Origin of the sequence: Marinobacter pelagius, assembly GCF_900114925.1 — a bacterium.
GTDB lineage: Bacteria > Pseudomonadota > Gammaproteobacteria > Pseudomonadales > Oleiphilaceae > Marinobacter > Marinobacter pelagius.
Map to the genome: position 1 here is coordinate 199720 of NZ_FOUR01000006.1, position 18588 is coordinate 218307.

The window sequence follows — 18588 nt, forward strand, 5'->3', positions numbered from 1 at the left end:
TCAAAAGCCCCTCTATTATCGGTTCTGTTGTTGCCACATCAGGGCGTTATTGAAGGTTCTTGCCTTGGGGATCGGCGTGCTTGACGCCACCCTCGCCTACCAGGAGCAGATTGGTGTCCGAAACCGGCACCACACCCATTACCCCTTGACGGTCATCACGCAGGTATTCGCGGAAGGTATCCCCTCCGTTACCACTGGTGAGCACAGCCCCACCATTACCAACCAGGATGATCCGGTCACCCTCGGCGGCGCCGTCATTGAGGGTTGCCGTGGAACCGGTATTGACCACTGACCAGGACTTGCCGAGATCCGCGGAATACATCAGGGTGCCACGAAGGCCGAAAGCCAGGGCTTCGTTGACGCGGCCCGTGCCGATCACGCCGAACAATGAGCCCGGGTAAGGGCTCTCTCGGCGCTCCCAGGTTTCGCCGCCATCGATGGAAACGTGGATCTGGCCCGCTTCACCGACAATAAACAGGGCTCCGCCGGCGATGCTGGAGATGGCATTCAGGTGAAAACCCTGGGGGTTGTCCAGCTTCGGTGACCAGTCCTGCCAGCTTTCCCCACCGTCAGTGGTGCGGTAGATCATACCGTAGGCACCGACTACAAAGCCGTGACTGTCATTCTCGAACCAGACATCCAGGAACGGGTTTACCGGACCGATATCCAGGTCCGCCTGCATGTTTTCCAGGCGGAAGAACAGATCATCCAGCGCCCACTCGAGGTCTTCTTTCTCTTCTTCAGGTGCCTGCTCGACGCGCTCTTCCATTTTGGCGATGGCATCTTCCTGGCTGGCGATAGCCAGCTCTGCTGCCCGGATGCCGTCCAACTGGAGCTCCCAGTTCGCGCCGGAATCACTCGAATGCAACACCGCGCCACTGTGGCCCACGGCCCAGCCGTGGCTTTCAGTACCAAAATCCACGCCAGTGAGGGTTACGGACACCGGCACCTCGGCCTGGGTCCAGCTTTGCCCTTCGTCATCGGAGTAGATGATGTGCCCGCGCTCGCCCGCCGTGACAATTCGGTCGCCGGCAACGGCAACGTCGTTCAGCAGGCTTTGTGGAGCGAGTTCCGTGGGACGGGCCGGTGTTTCAAGCAAATCCCCCACTGCCAATACAGCCGGAGATGCACAGGCCATGGAAAGCCCAAGGCAGGTTGCACCCAGGGTTTTACGCATCAAGCTTGTAGCCATTCGGTTTGCCTATCGGTTGTTTTTACTGTGTGTCTCTGTCCGGTAAAGCCGGTTCTAACTGTAAACATACCGGCAGCCTCTCGACTGCCGGTATGTTGAATGCCAATCCCTTTGGGCGGGGTTGCGATCCTCGCGCCTCAGCGAACACTCCTGCGGCGCAGCGAGGCCGGTGAGAAGTAGCGCCTGTTGGGAATCTTGTCAGTGAACACCCGGGTATTGGGCTCTTCGGTATCGAGTCCGAGAACGTGATAACGGCGGGCCTGAAGATCATGATAGACGTCCAGCACCGTCCACACACCGGGTAATTCATAATAATTCTTCGGCAGGCCCATGGTGACGCGCCACAACTCGCCGCGACCGTCGTACTGGTCAAGCAGCACAGTGTTCCAGCTGTCCTCATCGACATAGAAACGGCGCTTGCCATAGATATGGCGCTCACCCTGCTTCAGGGTCGCCTCGACCACGTGCACCCGATGCAGCTCCCAGCGGGTCAGATCGGGATTGATGTGGGAGATACCGAGGATGTCGTCATAGGACAGGCCTTTCTCCCCGATAAGGTAGTTGTTGTAGGGAATGTAGATCTCCCGCTTGCCCAGGTAAGTCCAGTTATAGCGGTCCAGGGCACCGTTGAAGATGTCGGTGTCGTCCGCGGTACGGAGGTTATCGGAAGCCGCGATCGGGGAATCGTAACCCAGGTTCGGAGCACGACGGACCCGGCGCTGGCCCGCGTTATAACCCCAACCATTACGGGGGTTGATGATCTGGTTCATGGTTTCATGAATCAGGATCGCACCACCGGCCAGACGGGGCGGAGACTGGGTAAATGACAGATAGTAGAAGATGACGTTGTCGAGGGTACTCTCGTCACCTTCCGGGTTGTAATAGTTGAAAAAGGCTTCCTGCTGGGATGTCACCAGCGAGTAGTCGCCATCCTGCTGGACTGCCACCTCACTGGAGCGGCGGGTTACATAAATGCCACGCCAGCGGGTCAGATGGTTCCAGATGACCTGCCAGGCCTTCTCTTCATCATTGCCGTGCAGAATCGGGAAGGGGTAACCACCGTAGGCACCCTCGATACCGGCGCCCTCGCCCACGATGTCGGCACTTGTGGCGTTATCCCGGGTGTTCTCGGCAACCCAGTCCGGCACGGCATGGGTGCGTCGGCTCTGGTACACGGGAATCTGGAAGGTCGTGGGATAGGTATCGAACATGGCCCTGACGCCGTCGGTCAGGTATTCGTTGTACTGATCCATGTTCTGGGCCGTGATCGTAAACAGCACCTCGTCATCCGGGAACGGGTTGATATGGTGCTGACCACTCTCCCGGTAACCGGCCGGGGGTTCGGTCAGCCCACCGTCCCACGCGGGGATGGTTCCGGCAGCGTTGCCGGCTTTCGGAGAGCCAAATGGAGTCAGTTCGGTGCCAAGACGGGCGGCCTCACTCTGGGAGACAGCAGCGTAGGCAGGTACAGCCGAGACAGACAGGGCCAACAGGCCGCTCAACAGCGTGTTTTTGTTATACATCATGGTCTAACCTTAAATCCGTCTGGAAGCCTCTTGAGGGGCTTTTTTGTTGTGGTCCCATGGAGCTTGAGACTTTCAATTAGACTAACGGATCGGGCAACATTGTCTATCGACCGAAAGTGCGATTTTGTATCCGGCTGTGGCAGCGGCTCTGTTGCCACAGCCGGACACCGGCGGCTCAGCCAGCCAGGCTCTTGTGAACCACCTCGTAGACATCCCGGGACAAACCGTCCTTGTCACGGATCCGCTCCAGCGCTGCCTTCATCTGCTCACTGTACTCCGGGGCAAACTTCCGCCAACGGGTCAGGGGCGTGACCAGACGGGCGGCAATCTGCGGGTTGCTGTCATCCAGGCGGCACACCTGCTCGGCCAGGAAGTCATAGCCCGAGCCATCCGGGTTGTGGAAGGCCGACAGGTTCTGCCCGGCAAAGGCACCCACCACGGAACGCACCTTGTTGGGGTTCTTCCAATCGAACGCCGGGTGCTCCAGCAGGGCATGAATCTGGGGCAACTGGCCGGCACGATCGCTGGCAGCCTGGACCGAGAACCACTGTTCTATTACCTGCGGGTCCTCCCGGAATTGCTGGTAGAACTCTTCCAGCGCCAGGTTGCGGTCTTCCTCGTAGTCGGAGTTCACCAGGGCCCGAAGTGCGCCCATCCGGTCCGTCATGTTATCGGCAGAACGGAACTGGCGAACGGCCAGCTCACGCCCTTCCTCGTCATTGATCACCAGGAGCCATGCCAGGGCGGTATTGCGCAGGCTGCGACGGGCAATCGCCTCGGGGGTAATCTCGTAGTCACCGGACTCGAGGTTGCGCCGGTAACAGGCAACCAGCTCATCCCGCAGGGAGATGGCCAGGTGCTTGAGCACCCGTTCCCGGGCACGGTGGATGGCAGGAGCATCGGCATTGTCCGCCAGCTCGATCAGGTAGGCCTCGGAGGGCAGCTGCAGCATCTTGGCCACCAGCGCCTGGTCCAGGGAGGAGTCGCAGATCAGGTGGCGATAGGAAGTGACCAGTCGCGGCTCGACGGCAGCATCTTTGGGCGCACCCACCAGGGACTGGATCACATCCACCGCCAGTCTCTGGCCGGCATCCCAACGGTTGAAACCGTCCGGGTCGTGGCTCATCAAAAACAGCAACTGCTCACGGGACCACGGGTAATTCACCCGCACCGGCGCGGAGAAATGACGCAGGAGTGAGGGCACAGGGCGCTCACCGATGCCGTGAAACTCAAAGGTATGACTCGCTTCAGTCAGCTCCAGAACCCGTTCAGCCGGTGCGTTTTCCTCGCCCGCCTCTAGCTTGAGCGGCAGGGGCTCACCCCGACTGCCCAGCAGACCCAGGGCAAACGGAATGTGTTGCGGTTTCTTGTTGCTCTGGCCCGGGGTATCCGGGATGTGCTGCGCAATGTTCAGGCGATATACGCCCTGCTCTGCATCAAACTCATCGGAGACATTGAGCACCGGCGTGCCCGCCTGCTCATACCAGAGACGGAACTGGGTCAGGTCACGCCCTGAGGCATCTTCCATGGCACGGACAAAATCATCGGTGGTCACCGCCTGACCGTCGTGACGCTCGAAGTAAAGGTCGGAGCCCTTACGGAACATCTCCGGCCCCAGCAGGTTATGAATCATGCGCACCACTTCGGCACCCTTTTCGTAGATGGTCAGGGTGTAGAAGTTGGAGATTTCCATGTACGAAGCCGGCCGCACCGGGTGGGCCATGGGGCCGGCATCTTCGGCAAACTGCGCCGTGCGCAGCAGGGTCACGTCCTCGATGCGCTTGACCGTTGGCGATCCCATGTCGGCGGAGAACTGGGAATCCCGGAACACGGTGAAGCCTTCCTTCAGGCTCAGCTGGAACCAGTCACGACAGGTGACCCGGTTGCCGGACCAGTTGTGGAAGTACTCGTGGGCGACGATCGCCTCGATACGCTGGAACGCGGCGTCCGTGGCGGTATCCTGACTGGCCAGGACACAGGACGAGTTGAAGATATTCAGGCCCTTGTTCTCCATGGCCCCCATGTTGAAATCGTCGACGGCCACGATCATGAAGATATCCAGGTCGTATTCCCGACCATAGACTTCCTCATCCCAGCTCATGGACCGTTTCAGGGAGTCCATGGCGTGGTCGCATTTCTCCGCATTCCGCGGCTCCACGTACATGCGCAGGTCGATGTCGCGACCGGAACAGGTCCGGAAGGTGTCCCGTTTTTCCACCAGATCGCCGGCCACCAGGGCAAACAGGTAACAGGGTTTCGGGAACGGGTCTTCCCAGGTGACAAAATGACGGCCGCCCTCGAGCTCGCCCCGGTCAACGTCGTTGCCGTTGGACAGCAGCACCGGATAGGAAGCTTTGTCCGCCTCGATACGGGTGCGGAAACGGGCCATGACATCCGGGCGGTCCGGGAAGAAGGTAATGCAGCGGAAGCCCTCAGCCTCACACTGGGTACAGAACATACCGGAGGATTTGTACAGACCTTCGAGGCGGGTGTTGTTCTGGGGCTCGATCCAGGTTACCACCGAGAGCTCGAACTGCTCGGGCACCGAGGCAATGACCAGCTGATCACCCCGGTCCTCGTAATCAGCCGCCGACAACTCGGCGCCATCGAGGGCGACGGATTCCAGCCTGAGGCTGTCACCATCCAGCTCCAGCGGTGCGCTGGCTGCCCTGGAATCGGGATTCCGGCGCACCGACAGCGTGCTGTGGACACGGGCGCCTTCCTCGAAAAGCTCAAACCTCAGATCCACATGGTCAACCAGATACGCCGGTACTTGGTATTCGCTCAGGTAAATGGTTTGTGGCTGGTTGCTACGCATTACATTCTCCACGGAGTTCTATTCAGCTGGCGTCCGCCCGGAAGCGGACCTCATACCCGGTAAACTTGCGGATATTGATCACACCGGTGTCGAGAATAAGATACTGGCCCTTGATGCCTTCCAGTACTCCTTCCACTTCCGGCGTTTTGTCCAGATTATGGGTTTTGATCTTTGACGGCCAGACTTCGACCGGATAGCTGAGGCCAAGCCCGGACTCATCCACCTCCCGGATGGCGTCGTCGCCATGCACCTCTCGCAGTTCCGCGATATCGGTGGCGATGGCCGCCAGCATTTTCTGGCGTTCCGCCACCAGATCCAGCTCCGGCACATCGCCCTTGAGCATGGCACGCCAGTTGGTGCGGTCGGTGACATGGCTCTTGCACGCCACTTCCACCAGACCGGCAATATAACGGGTTCTGACCCGGACCATGGGAATGGCCTCGACTGCCCCCTGGTCAATCCATCGGGTCGGTACCTGGGAAGCGCGGGTGATGCCGACCTTGAGTCCGGAAGAATTGGCCAGGTACACCACGTGCTCGACCATGCAGTGGGTCTCCCCCCACTCCGGCTCGCGGCAGGTACCGAGGTGGTAGTGGCACTTTTCCGGGCTCATGATGCAACTGTCGCAGGCCGCCAGCTTGCGGAAACACGGATAGCAGTAGCCCTGGTTGAAACTCTTCTTGGTCTTACGGTCGCAATGGATGCAGCGAATAACCCCGTCAAAATCGATGCGGATGGAGTGACCAATCAGGTGGTTCAACGGCACCCGGGCGTCACCCACGGCAATGATGTAGGAAACCGGCTGCCCGGCCTCCACCGGCATCTTGCGCAACCGGCCGGTTACATCGATGGCTTCGCTCAAGACTTGACCTCTACGAACTGGTCCGGATCGACATCCCGGTTCTGGCTGTTGGTGTGCTGGACGGAAGGATCACAGGCCGTTCCCGCCTTGCTGCCACGGTCCAGGTAACCCACCCGCTCGTCTTCAGGCACGTTGTGCTTGTTCTCGTAGTAAATCACCGCTTCCAGGCTGATAGCGCGCTGTTCGGCTGTCATCTTGCGACCATCCGGCCACTTGCCCAGTTCAATGGACTGGCGAAGGTTCCGGTATACCGCCGGATCCAGACGTTCGATCAGCTCTTCGTATGTCATTCCGCTCTCCTGAAAAAACCTTCACAAAAAAATCGGCGCAATCGTTTGACAGATGCAAACGATAATAATTATCATTACCTCACCAAATGACGACGGTCGTATCATTTGGTCTCTCTCATCAGGAGCTAAAAGCTCTCTTTACGCCCCGCCCTTCGGCGGGGCTTTTTTTATCCGCTCACCCTTTCCTTACGGGCAAAACCAGCGCACAGAGCAACCCGGCGACAAAACCACCCAGGTGTGCTCCATTGGCCATCCTGCCCAGACCCAGCATTTCCGGCAATGGGGTAAAACCGAGAACCATCCAGATCACCGCAAAGGTCACCAGCGCCGGCGGGAACTGGAACCTGGGTGCCCGCTGCTGGCTCAGCCAGCAATAACCGAGAATCCCGTACACCACGCCGGACAGGCCACCAAACAGAGGCCCGGAAACCAGGTACTGCAAGCCATTGGATAGCAAGCTGGTCACCAGGAACAGGGTGATCAGCCGGCCCTTGCCGTCAAACCACTCGACCTGGCTGCCAAGGAACCAGAGCATCACTGAGTTGAAAATGATGTGGGTCCAGCTGAAATGCAGGAAATCCGGCGTGATCAGACGCCAGACCTGGCCACTGGCCAGGGTGGCCGACAGCGCATCGATGCGACCACTGAAAGTGGTCCAGTCAAAATTCCGCGGGTCCACCACCATCAGGGCGGCGGAGAGCTCATTGGAGCCCATCCCCGTGAGCCAGACCATCACCACGGCAAACACGATCAGCCCCAGAACCATGGGGGCGTGGCGAGGCGCCGGTTGCCAGCGCCCGCCGACAAAGGCCGGCGAGCGGTTCTGGCTGGCCACTGCCTCCCTCAGATCGGGCTCGGCCAGGAAGCGCTCAAGGGCCGCCAGCACAGGTTCCGCGTGCTCTTCATGTTCCAGCCAGAGCACCTGCTGACCGCCTTCTTCCGTTATACGATGCCCCACGCCCTGATCCCTCAGCCACTGGCTGAAGTCGGCAAGGTTCACCGAGGAATCCAACTGCTTTACCCGATACAATTCTCACCTCATGATCAGGGGTATGGGCTCACCACAAGACAAACCGCTAGCGCGCAACGCTGTCTTCGCTGGTGGGGTACTCCGGAGCCTCTGGCCGCTCCACATCTACCCAGACAAACTTGTCCCGGGAAAGTGCCCGCTCGCCGTCAAACCGGTAGGCCACCAGCTTGCCGTACTTCACCGCACTGAAATCGATGCAGGCCACATTGGGCTTCAGCGGCGCAGGCCGGCCCTCCATCCAGTAATGGCCGACAAAGACCGGCGGCGCATCCAGGGGGTAACTGATGAGCTGCTTGCGCTCGTCTTCGGTCAGCACGTGCTTCGCCACTTCCGGCGGCAAGGGATCGGGCTGGAACACCACATCGGCATAGGTATGGGGCTGGTCGGCCCAGAACTTGGTCCGGAAAAATTCGCGGACATAGCCGTCCTTGCCGGTTATGGACATACCCTCCGGCAGGCGCAGGTCCGTACCCCGCAGGAGCGTATCCATGACCTGTCCCGCGAAGGACTCGATGGCCGCCGAGGCGTGGAGGAAATCCTCGTCAATGCAGGCGCCACCCTGCACCCGTTTGAACTTCTTGATCAGGTCACCATCCCAGCACGCGTGCACCACCCGGAAGTCCTCTTCCTCGATGAACAGGGGGATGGTGTAGAACCATTCCAGAAACTCGTTCCATTCGTGGGGATGGGCATCGAACTGCTCAAGGGTTTCCTTGATCAGCCGATCGTGGCGCGGATTGTGCTCCCGCAACCAGGTCTTGCCGCTGCCCGGGCGGGCACGGGTGCAGTAACCCAGTGCATTGTACTCGTGGTTGCCCATGACAATCCGCGCCGAGCCATGCTCCACCATGTCCCGCACCAGGTGCAGTGCTTCCCGGATACGTGGGCCCCGGTCGATGATATCACCTATGAAAACGGCCTGGCGCCGGGGATGCTCGTAAACACCGTTGACCTTGCGGTACCCCATCCGGTCCAGGAGCTTTTCCAGGGTGTGGGCGCAACCGTGGATGTCGCCGATGATATCGAAACCGCGATTTGCGGAGGGATTCTTACCAGCCATGATCAACTCGCTGCGATTTCACTTGCCCAGCCAAGCTTGTCACGGCAGGTGGCATAGAAGTTATGGTCCGTCGGATGGATCAGACGGATCTTGAACGGCTTCTTGGTGATACGGATGATGTCCCCGGGCGCACAGGAGATGTTCATCTGGCCATCAAAGCTCACCTGCGGGTAGGTCTCGTTGGTATCCCCGATCACCAGTTTGATCTCGCTCTTGCCGTCCACCACGATCGGGCGGCTGCTCAGGGTGTGGGGGAACATCGGCACCAGCACGATGGCGTCAAGCTTGGGGTGCATGATCGGGCCGCCGGCAGACAGGGAGTAAGCGGTGGAGCCGGTGGGGGTGGAGACAATCAGGCCGTCAGAGCGCTGGCTGTAGACGAAGTGACCGTCGATAAACAGGTCAAAGCCGATCATCCGGGTGGATTTGCCCGGATGCAGCACCACGTCGTTCAGGGCACTGCCGAAACCGAGCGGCTGGCCGTTACGCTCGACATTGCCATCGAGCAGGAAGCGGGTTTCCTCGATGTACTCCCCTTCCAGCACCTTGCCCAGGCGCTCTTCAAGATCCGAAGGAGAAATGTCGGTGAGGAAGCCGAGGCGCCCCCGGTTCACACCGAGCAAAGGAATCTTCGACTTCGCCAGCTCCCGGGCGGCGCCCAGCAGACTGCCGTCACCGCCGACGACGATTACCAGGTCGCAGATTTCGCCCAGCAGTTTCTTGCTGGCCACCTGCAGGCCATGGCCGGGAATCATTCCCGCGGTGTCTTCTTCCAGAATGACCTGGTAGTTCTGGGCAAGCAGGTACTGCTTGAGCTGCCTCAGCGTCTCCACCACCTTGACGCTGCCCATCCGTCCGATTACGCCGATATTCCTGAACTGATCCATGAAAATTCCTGTGATCCCGGGATGCAGCAGGGAACAGCACCTCCGCTACCCTGCAACGATGGCGTACAGTGTAACGAAAGTCGGCTGGATTCTGAAAAAAGATGCGTGGATCAGGCCTGGTGCTGCTCGCAGCGGTCATCCACACCCGGACGGAAGTCCGCCGGCTGGCTGACCCGCATGATGGGTTCGGCACACTCGTTACCATCCCCGTCCTGGTGGCAGCACACCGGGTTCTCGTAGTGCTCCAGCCACTCCCGGTAAGCCGGCTCGTTCATGCCACAACGTTCAGCGGCATAGGCCACGGGGTTGGTGAAGTAGGTCTCGATGTCTTCGAACGGCAGGGTCACGTGGCCCACGCCGGCATGGTAGGCCACGAGAAAGACCGACTGCTTGCGCAGATGGTCAAGAATGGAGTTCTCTGGCGGCTCCCGGTGCCGCAACTCGTGGTTCTCTTCTTCCAGGGAGACTATTTTCTCGTCACGCATTTCCAGCTCGCGCTGCTTGCGCTCAAGCTGCTCCCGGAGCAGAACCAGTTCGGCACCGACGTTGGCGTCGTCCCGCTTTTTATCCTCGTCGGCGCTCCCGATCTGCTCCTGCATGGAGAGGTATTGTTCGTTACGCTCGGACAGGCGCTGCTTGAGCTGCTCGCTGGTCAGCCGCTGGCGCTCGTATTTCTGCTCCAGATCGGCCATTTCGCTGCGCAGGGACTGCATTTCGTTGCGGTGCTCCCGCTGGAGGTCCGCCAGAGAATCCCGATGCACACTCTGCAGGGTCTTGATGCGTAAACGCTGTTCACGGATCAGCTGCGCCAGGCGGGCACGGTCTGCTGCCCCCGCGCCATCATCCTCCGGCTCCTTTGCCTTCGCCGGCTCCTCCTTGGCGTTGAGGACGGGAATATCCTCCTCGACGGGCTCGATCTTCTGGAATCTCAGGGTATTGCTTTCCACCGCCTTGCGGATAGCCTGGAAGTGGTTGTTGCCCGGCGTCATATCCGGGTCCCAGAGTTCCTTGGCAAACTTCGGATCCGGACATTGGCTGCGACACACCAGACGGATCGGACCCGCCCCCATATCCGGCCCCTTGGCGCCGTCTCTGGCCAACGCCTCGATGGGCACGTTCCAGCTGGTGTCGGCGCGACCCTCGTCATCAAACCAGATCCGGAAGAACACCAGCGAGCGCACCAGAAGGTCGCCCCCCAGCTCGATCAGGACGGCCTTGACGTCCGTTTCCGCCAGGTCAGATAAACCGACATAACCGTCGAGGAAAGCGCCGAACTCGGAAGCGCGCATCTGACGGGCAATACGCCCCTCCTCCATAAAAAATACGGCTGAGTAGCCATCGGTTGCCTGATCGGCAGAAACCATCATTCCATCTCCAGGATTCAGAAATTGGACACTTACACGCTTCGCTTCCCCGGAGCGTTCCATCGGAAAATTCGTCCAGCGGCATGCACCAATACCAGAAAGCCTACGGATAACCGTAGGCTTTCCAATAGTCTAGCCAGACAAATGTCGATGGACAGATAAAAACTGCAACGTTTTGTGATCAGATTTCCGCGGCCAGCCGGCTGCCCTGATCGATGGCCCGCTTGGCATCAAGCTCGGCCGCCACATCGGCGCCGCCAATCAGATGAACCGGGAGCCCGGCGGCTTCGACACCAGCCTGAAGTTCCCGCAGCGGCTCCTGCCCGGCACAGATGATGATCGTATCCACCGGCAGCACCTTGTCCTCACCTTTCTCGGCACCTTTCGGTGTCACGGTGATGTGCAGACCCTCGTCATCAATCTTGCGGTAGGAAACCCCCGGAACCATCTGCACATGGCGGTTCTTCAGGGACGTCCGGTGAATCCAGCCCGTGGTCTTGCCCAGGTTCTTGCCGACCTTGGACGCCTTGCGCTGAAGCAGGTAAACCTCGCGGGCAGGCTCCGGTACTTCCGGCGTCACACCCTGGATACCGCCACGGTGCTCGACACTCAGATCAACGCCCCATTCCTTCATGAACTCGCCGGTGTCCAGGGACGCAGAAGCCCCCTGGTGCACGATGAACTCGGAGACGTCGAAACCGATGCCGCCGGCACCGATGACCGCCACCTTCCGGCCAACCGGCTTGCGTTCCAGCAGGGCATCCAGGTAACCGATCACCTTCGGATGGTCGATACCCTCGATATCCGGAGTCCGCGGCTCGACACCGGTAGCCAGGACCACCTCATCGAAGCCTCCGGCTTTCAGTTCATCGGCGCTGACACGAGTGTTCAGACGGACATCCACCCCGTGTTTGTCCAGCATCACCCGGAAGTAACGGAGAGTCTCGTGGAACTCCTCCTTGCCCGGGATTTTCTTGGCAACATTGAACTGGCCACCGACTTCGCTGCCGGCGTCAAACAGCGTGACCTTGTGACCACGCTCGGCGGCCACGGTCGCAAAGGCCAGACCGGCAGGGCCGGCGCCAACCACGGCGATGGACTTCGGATTGGCCGTCTTCACCCAGGTCAGCTCGGTTTCGTGGCAGGCGCGGGGGTTGACCAGGCAGGAGGTCAGTTTGCCGCTGAAGGTATGGTCCAGGCACGCCTGGTTGCAGCCGATACAGGTGTTGATCTCGTCGGCACGGTCTTCCGCCGCCTTCAGCACCAGGTCCGCGTCCGCCAGGAACGGCCGGGCCATGGAGACCATATCGGCATCCCCTTCGGCCAGGACCTTCTCGGCCACATCCGGCATGTTGATCCGGTTAGTGGTCACCAGCGGAATGCTCACTTCACCCTTCAGACGGGCCGTCACCTTGGTGAAGGCGCCACGGGGAACCGAGGTGGCAATCGTGGGCACCCGTGCCTCGTGCCAGCCGATGCCGGTGTTGATGATGGTGGCACCCGCCTTCTCGATCTCTTTGGCCAGGTGGACCACCTCTTCCCAGGTGCTGCCATCCTCGATCAGATCCAGCATGGACAGGCGGTAGATGATGATGAAGTTCTCGCCGACCCGCTCCCGGACCCGGCGCACGATCTCGACGGGCAGGCGAATCCGGTTCTCGTAGCTGCCACCCCAGCGATCCGTGCGCTGGTTGGTGTGGGTAACGATGAACTGGTTGATGAAGTAGCCCTCGGAGCCCATGATCTCGACGCCGTCGTACCCGGCCCGCTGGGCCAGTGCCGCGCAGTTTACATAGTCATTGATCTGCTTCTCGATGCCGTCTTCGTCCAACTCCTTGGGCTTGAACGGGTTGATCGGTGCCTGGATCGGCGACGGCGCCACCAGTGCCGGCGAATAGGCATAGCGGCCCGCATGGAGAATCTGCATGCAGATCTTGCCATCGGCCTCGTGCACCGCCTCGGTAATCACCTTGTGGCGATCGGACTCTTCCTCGGTACTCATCTTGGCCGCGTGCTGGAACACCGCGCCCTCTTCGTTGGGACCGATACCACCGGTGACAATTAGACCAACACCGCCCCGGGCGCGATCGGCATAGAATGCTGCCAGACGATCAAAACCGTTCCTGGCTTCCTCCAGACCAGTGTGCATGGAGCCCATCAGGGTACGGTTCCGGAGACGGGTAAAGCCCAGATCCAGCGGTTCCAGAAGGTTCGGGTATTTCTGCGTGCCCGGTGTTGCGGTCATATTGATCTCCTCGTATTGGCAGCCGGCGTTGCGGCCGTCTTTCGTTATACGCCACAAAGTAGCGGTCCGGCTGACCGCTCTCAATATCCCCAAACAACTTTATGTTATCCTCAAACCACACCCGATCAGGAATACCCCGTGAGAACACCCTCAAAGCCCGGAAACCGCAACGCGCTCGGCGACATCAGCCTCCTGTATGTTTCGGTACTGCTGCGTGCTGCCGGGGAGGAAGGAGCAGACCACGAGGTGCTGGCCAGGCAATTCAATCTGGACGAAACCGCCCTGACCTCCCCGGAAGCGCGGATCAGCATCCCCCGTTTCATGCGGATGGGAGAGGCCGCCATCAGGCTGACCGGCAACCCCGCACTGGGACTGCGGATGGGGGCTCTATCCCGGCCGATCGACGCAGGCCTGGCCGGACTGGCGGCGGAGACCGCGCCGACCATCGGGCAGGCCCTGATGAAGCTGGTACGTTATTCGAGGCTCACCAGCCAGAACAGTCGCGGTCATCCCGGAACCGATCCCGACAAGCGGCTAGTCAGCTTCTACTCGATCCGTCCCTACAACCGGTTCAATTACTTCGTCGTGGACTCGGTGCTGGCAGCCTGGACTCAGCTGGCACGCACCCTCACCGGCCGTTACGACGTGCTTGAGAAGGTCCGCATCGAATACCCGTCGATCGGCCTGGACGACCTGTTTGAAAGCTGGTTCCGTTGCCCGGTGGAATTCAGCGCCACAGAGAACAGCCTGATTCTCAAGAAAAGTGCCTGGCACCAACCGAGCAACCAGGCGCACCCGGCCATGCACGAGCAGCTCTGCATGATGTGTGAGCGCGAACTGGAAAGGATCAAACGGGGCTGGAGCACCTCGGACCGGGTGCGGCACTTGATGACGCCCCTGTTCCGCGGAGAGACGCCGGGGCTGGAAACGGTTGCGGCGCGACTCGGCACCTCGCCCTGGACATTGCAGCGGCAACTGGCGGCCGAGGGTACCAACTTCCGGCTGTTACTGGATGAGACCCGACAACAGCTGGCACTGGATTATCTGAAGGAAACCAACAGCTCCCTGTCGGAAATTGCCTGGTTGCTGGGGTTTGCCAACCCGCCGGCCTTTCACAAAGCCTACCAACGCTGGTTCGGGATGAGCCCCGGCGAGCATCGCCGGCAAATGCGGATAAACACAAATAACGCGGATTAACCGGAAACGGGATCAGAGTTCCGTGGCGTCGTCGATGAACTCGCCATCGTCCTCGAATTCATCCAGCCGGGTTTCCAGCAATTCTTCTTCGTAGTCAGACATGACTTTACCCTCGTGCGAACTTTAATCGCCAAGGTAAACGCTTCGTGTGACGGGAATGTTTCAAAATCCGGAATGGATCAAGAAAAAACAGGGGGAGGAAAAATGGCGGAGCGGACGGGACTCGAACCCGCGACCCCCGGCGTGACAGGCCGGTATTCTAACCAACTGAACTACCGCTCCGCGTGGGCTATCACCAGATACCTCGTAAGGTGTGCAGCCTTGTCTGTGACTGCTCGGTGACAACGAGGGCGCATTATAAAGACGCCCCCGACCATGTCAACGTTTTTCCTGAAAAAAGTCCGAAAAAGTTTTCTTACATGGCATCCACCAGGGCATCCTTACCCTGGGAGGTCTTCCGGTATTCGATCGGGGTCATGCCGGACCAGCGTTTGAACGCCCGATAGAAAGTACTGGGTTCGGAGAAGCCGGTCAGGTACACGATCTCGTCGATGGATTCGTCCGTGGTGGCCAGCAACTGCCGGGCAAGTCGATAACGGAAATCCGCCAACACCTGGTTGAAACTGGTTTCGGCTTCGGTCAGCCGGGTCCGAAGGGTCCGGGGTTTGATACCGAGGCGCTCGGCGACCGCATCGAGGGTCACCTCGCCACTGTCCAGCAGCTCGGCAATGATCCGTTCAACCTGCCCCACGATGTCCTTCTTCTCCAGACGTGCAACCTGCTCGCTGGCGAACCGCTCATGGAGGTCCAGCAATTCCGGCTCGGCATGGGGGGAGGCGTGGGCCAGCAGCTTGGCCGGAAAGTACAGCCGGTTCTCTGAGGCCCCGAAGACCACATCACAGCCCAGAACTTCCCCGGCGTGCTCCTGGCCTTCTTCCCGCTCATGCTCGAACTCGATGCGCGAGGGGTAGAAATTGTCATCGGTGACAGAACGGAAGAAAGTAATCAGACCCTGAACAAAGCACTCGTTGAAGTGCTTCAGACGGCGAACGGCGTCGGATGCGGCGTCGAGCACCATGCAGGCGTCATCGCCCTCGATAAAGAAATCGGTATTGGCCGCATCGCTCAGCAGGCGCTGGTAGTTCTGGGCCCGGCGCAGGCCCTCACCGAAGGTCGGACTGCTGAGGAACAGGTACTCGAGCACCTGGCCCTTGTAGGCTGGCAGCAGCGGCCCGAGATGCAACCCGATATCCGGGTCACCGGACACGTCTTCCACGGCCTGCCAGAAGTACAGCTGGGCACTGTGGGGCGTGCGCAACTGGTCTGTGTAAACGTAACTTTCATCCACGCCCAGGCGACTGAAGATGGCATCGGTATCGATACCCTTTTTCTTCATTGCCTCGTAAATCAGGCGTAACATCACTCCCGCGTCACGAAGTTCCTGCATATGATCCCGCTTTTATTCTTTATGGGTACTACCTTGACCGGCTGGACAACCGGCCGGGCTCGCCAAGTCAATGCCTGTTCTGGCCGGGTTTGCCAGACTCTAAGACCATCGTCTTATATTAGAGCATATCAGGCCGCAAGGAGACCTGCACCATGCCAAACCCATTGATTTACCACCACACACCGCCACCACTGGTGCCAATGTTTGCAAAAGCGCTGCTTCCGAAAAAGACCGGCGCCGGGGATGCTCCTGAAATTCCGGCACTTGAGGCACATCTTCTGGGTGCCTCCACAGTGACTCGCCAACTGCGGGACTACAAGAAAATCTGCGGGTTTGGTCAGCACACCCACGCCCCGATCACCTGGCCGCACATCCTGGCATTTCCGCTGCACCTCAAGCTGCTCACCGAGCCGGACTTTCCCCTGCCCCTGCTCGGCCTGGTGCATCTGCGCAATACCATTACACAACACCGCCCCATTGGCGAGGGGGAATCACTGGACCTCACCGTACGCCTGGGAAACCAGCAACGCACGGATCGCGGCATCGAATTCGACCTGATCACCGAGGCCCGCTCTGCCGGCGCCCTGGCCTGGGAAGAGACCAGCACCAACCTGTTCCGTCAGGCCCGGTCGAACGACAAGCCGGCGGGCAAAACCGAGCGCCCGGAACTGGAGCGCTATCCGAACACCCTGAGCATCCAGGCGCCGGAGTCCATTGGCCGGCAATATGGCTCGGTTTCCGGGGACCGTAACCCGATCCACATGCACGCCCTGAGCGCAAAGGCATTCGGCTTTCCCAGGGCCATCGCCCATGGCATGTGGAGCAAAGCCCGGGCATTGGCATTGCTGGAGCAGCAGGAAGGTTGGAAGAGCGGCGCACTGAGGATCAGCTGCCAGTTCAAGAAGCCCCTGTTCCTGCCGGGGACGGCGCAACTGAACTGGCAAACGGGAGACAAGGGCTGGGATTACCAGCTACTGAACAGCAAGGGCGATGCGCCCCACCTGAGCGGGCGCATTGACTGGCTCTAGCTTTCGCTTTTGCTTTCGGCGGCGCTATCGGACGCCTTGCAGGGCTCGCCCTCGGCACCGGCAACCGGCAAAGTGAAGAAGAACCGGGCGCCGCCGTCCTCGGGGCGCTCGAAGCCGATTTCGCCACCCTGGGCCTGGATCAGCGAGCGACAGGTCGCCAGCCCGATTCCCATACCCTCATCCTTGGTGGTGTAGAACGGATGGAACAGCTTCTCTTCGGCCTCTTCCGGCAGGCCGACACCATGGTCCCGAACCTCGACCCGCACGCAACTGTTTCCGGCCAGGCGCGCACTGACTTCCACCGGTACCGATGAATCAGCCGATCGCGTCGCTTCAAGGGCGTTGCGGATCAGGTTGAGAGCTACCTGCTGAACCTGGATCGGGTCAGCCACAACCTCAGGCAGGTCCTCATCAAAGGTGACTTCGATACCGCCTTCATTGTTGCGCATGTCCACTTCCGCAAACTGACGAGTATCTTCCAGCAAGGCAGGCACCGAAAGCACTTCCTTGCCGGTCGCCGGCTTCTTCATGAAACGACGGATCCGGCGAATGATCTCGCTGGCCCGGTGGGACTGGGCCTCGATCTTGTCGAGGGTCTCCTGCAGCAGGGACAGATCCGGGGATTCCTTGCCCATCATGCGTTTGGCGACCCGGGCATAATTGGTGATCGCGGTCAGCGGCTGATTCACCTCGTGGGCAAAACCGGCGGCCATCTCACCCATGGTGGTCAGGCGCGAGGTATGGGCCAGCTGATCACGCTGTTCCTGGACCAGTTCCCGGGCCTCCTGCAGCTCCCGCTCGCTCTCCAGTTCCGCAGTGATATCCCGGAAAACCACCACAGCCCCGTGAAGCTCGTCGTTATCCAGCTTGGGCGTGGCGCGGTACTCGGCCGGAAAGCCGGAACCGTCCATGCGCAACATGCGAATATCCCGCTGGCCCTCGGCCTGGCCCTGGCGGCAGGTCATCTGAACCGGCAGCCCGTCCGGGTTGTCCGAAGCAGTGGCAAAATGGGTGTCAAAAAAGTTGCGGCCGATCAGCTCGTCAACCGGAACGCCGGCGATCTCGCCCGCAGCAGGGTTCGCGAACTCGATGATGCCGTTCTCGTCGAGCCCGTAGATACCCTCGCTGATGGAATTGAGGATGCGGGCCTGGTCACCCTGCAGCTCCCGGTTTCGGGCCTGCAATTCCCGCTCGAGCCGGATGACGCGGGCATGGGTCTTGACCCGGGCAATGACTTCCTGGGACTGGAAAGGTTTGGAGATGTAATCGGCCCCGCCGAGATTGAAACCCTTGACCTTGGCCTGCAAGTCATCGAGTGCGGACAGGAAAACCACGGCACAATCAGCCGTCTGGGGATCGGCCTTGAGGCGCTGGCACACCTCGTAACCGTCCATTTCGGGCATCATGATGTCCAGCAGAATCACTTCCGGCTGATGCCGGTGGGCAAGGTCCAGCGCTTTTTCGCCTTCGTTGGCAATGAGCAGCCGGTAGCCTTTGTCTTTCAGGGTTTCGTAGAGGACTTTCAGGTTCTGCGGGTTGTCATCAACCAGCAGAACCGTCACCTCGGAGTTCTCGCAGACAGCTTCAGTCATACAAACGTGGCCGGTTAGAAACGTCCGGCTATGATGCCGGTGCCACCCTG

At 60.1% G+C, this 18588-nt stretch carries 14 protein-coding genes and 1 tRNA gene; 2 read left to right on the forward strand and 13 right to left on the reverse strand.

The genetic code is table 11. The features are described from left to right. Positions 1–46: 46 nt before the first annotated feature. From BM254_RS13190 to BM254_RS13235, 10 genes are all read right to left on the reverse strand, one after another. Positions 47–1192, reverse strand: coding sequence for a WD40/YVTN/BNR-like repeat-containing protein (locus BM254_RS13190; protein WP_245777442.1), 1146 nt, complete (start codon positions 1190–1192; stop codon positions 47–49). A gap of 137 nt (positions 1193–1329) precedes the next feature. Beyond that, a complete protein-coding gene (locus tag BM254_RS13195; protein WP_425434496.1) occupies positions 1330–2715 on the reverse strand; it encodes a DUF1329 domain-containing protein in 1386 nt (461 codons plus the stop codon). A 178-nt stretch (positions 2716–2893) separates the two neighbouring features. After that, entirely contained in the window at positions 2894–5536 is a 2643-nt protein-coding gene (pepN, locus tag BM254_RS13200) for an aminopeptidase N (protein WP_092004461.1), read from the reverse strand. Between the two features lie 22 nt (positions 5537–5558). Further along, on the reverse strand, positions 5559–6398 hold the full coding sequence (locus BM254_RS13205) for a DUF2797 domain-containing protein (RefSeq protein ID WP_092004464.1): 840 nt from the start codon (positions 6396–6398) through the stop codon (positions 5559–5561). Next, a complete protein-coding gene (locus tag BM254_RS13210) occupies positions 6395–6688 on the reverse strand; it encodes a YeaC family protein (protein ID WP_092004467.1) in 294 nt (97 codons plus the stop codon). Before BM254_RS13210 ends, BM254_RS13205 begins: the two co-directional genes overlap by 4 nt. A 175-nt stretch (positions 6689–6863) precedes the next feature. Further along, positions 6864–7718 carry a rhomboid family intramembrane serine protease gene (locus tag BM254_RS13215; RefSeq protein ID WP_092004472.1) on the reverse strand — a complete coding sequence of 285 codons (855 nt, stop codon included), beginning with the start codon at positions 7716–7718 and terminating at the stop codon, positions 6864–6866. Positions 7719–7764: 46 nt separating this feature from the next. Beyond that, a complete protein-coding gene (locus BM254_RS13220; RefSeq protein ID WP_092004474.1) occupies positions 7765–8778 on the reverse strand; it encodes a metallophosphoesterase in 1014 nt (337 codons plus the stop codon). A 2-nt stretch (positions 8779–8780) separates the two neighbouring features. Continuing rightward, positions 8781–9665, reverse strand: coding sequence for an NAD(+) kinase (locus BM254_RS13225; RefSeq protein WP_092004477.1), 885 nt, complete (start codon positions 9663–9665; stop codon positions 8781–8783). A gap of 110 nt (positions 9666–9775) precedes the next feature. Further along, positions 9776–11029: a DNA repair protein gene (locus tag BM254_RS13230; RefSeq protein ID WP_092004699.1), complete on the reverse strand. Its 1254-nt coding sequence runs from the start codon at positions 11027–11029 to the stop codon at positions 9776–9778. A gap of 181 nt (positions 11030–11210) precedes the next feature. Continuing rightward, on the reverse strand, positions 11211–13274 hold the full coding sequence (locus BM254_RS13235; RefSeq protein ID WP_092004480.1) for an NADPH-dependent 2,4-dienoyl-CoA reductase: 2064 nt from the start codon (positions 13272–13274) through the stop codon (positions 11211–11213). A gap of 138 nt (positions 13275–13412) precedes the next feature. Here BM254_RS13235 and BM254_RS13240 point away from each other — a divergent pair, with 138 nt between their 5' ends. Beyond that, entirely contained in the window at positions 13413–14471 is a 1059-nt protein-coding gene (locus tag BM254_RS13240) for an AraC family transcriptional regulator (protein WP_092004483.1), read from the forward strand. 205 nt (positions 14472–14676) lie between these two features. Here the strand turns inward: BM254_RS13240 and BM254_RS13245 are convergent. Continuing rightward, positions 14677–14753 (reverse strand) — tRNA-Asp (locus BM254_RS13245). 133 nt (positions 14754–14886) lie between these two features. Then, entirely contained in the window at positions 14887–15918 is a 1032-nt protein-coding gene (locus tag BM254_RS13250; protein WP_092004486.1) for an AraC family transcriptional regulator, read from the reverse strand. Between the two features lie 152 nt (positions 15919–16070). Here BM254_RS13250 and BM254_RS13255 point away from each other — a divergent pair, with 152 nt between their 5' ends. Continuing rightward, the gene (locus BM254_RS13255) at positions 16071–16946 is read left to right on the forward strand and encodes a MaoC/PaaZ C-terminal domain-containing protein (RefSeq protein ID WP_092004489.1); all 876 of its coding nucleotides are present in this window, start codon (positions 16071–16073) and stop codon (positions 16944–16946) included. Here the strand turns inward: BM254_RS13255 and BM254_RS13260 are convergent. Next, entirely contained in the window at positions 16943–18538 is a 1596-nt protein-coding gene (locus BM254_RS13260; protein ID WP_092004492.1) for an ATP-binding response regulator, read from the reverse strand. The two genes, BM254_RS13255 and BM254_RS13260, sit on opposite strands and share 4 nt — an antisense overlap. Positions 18539–18588 lie beyond the last annotated feature (50 nt).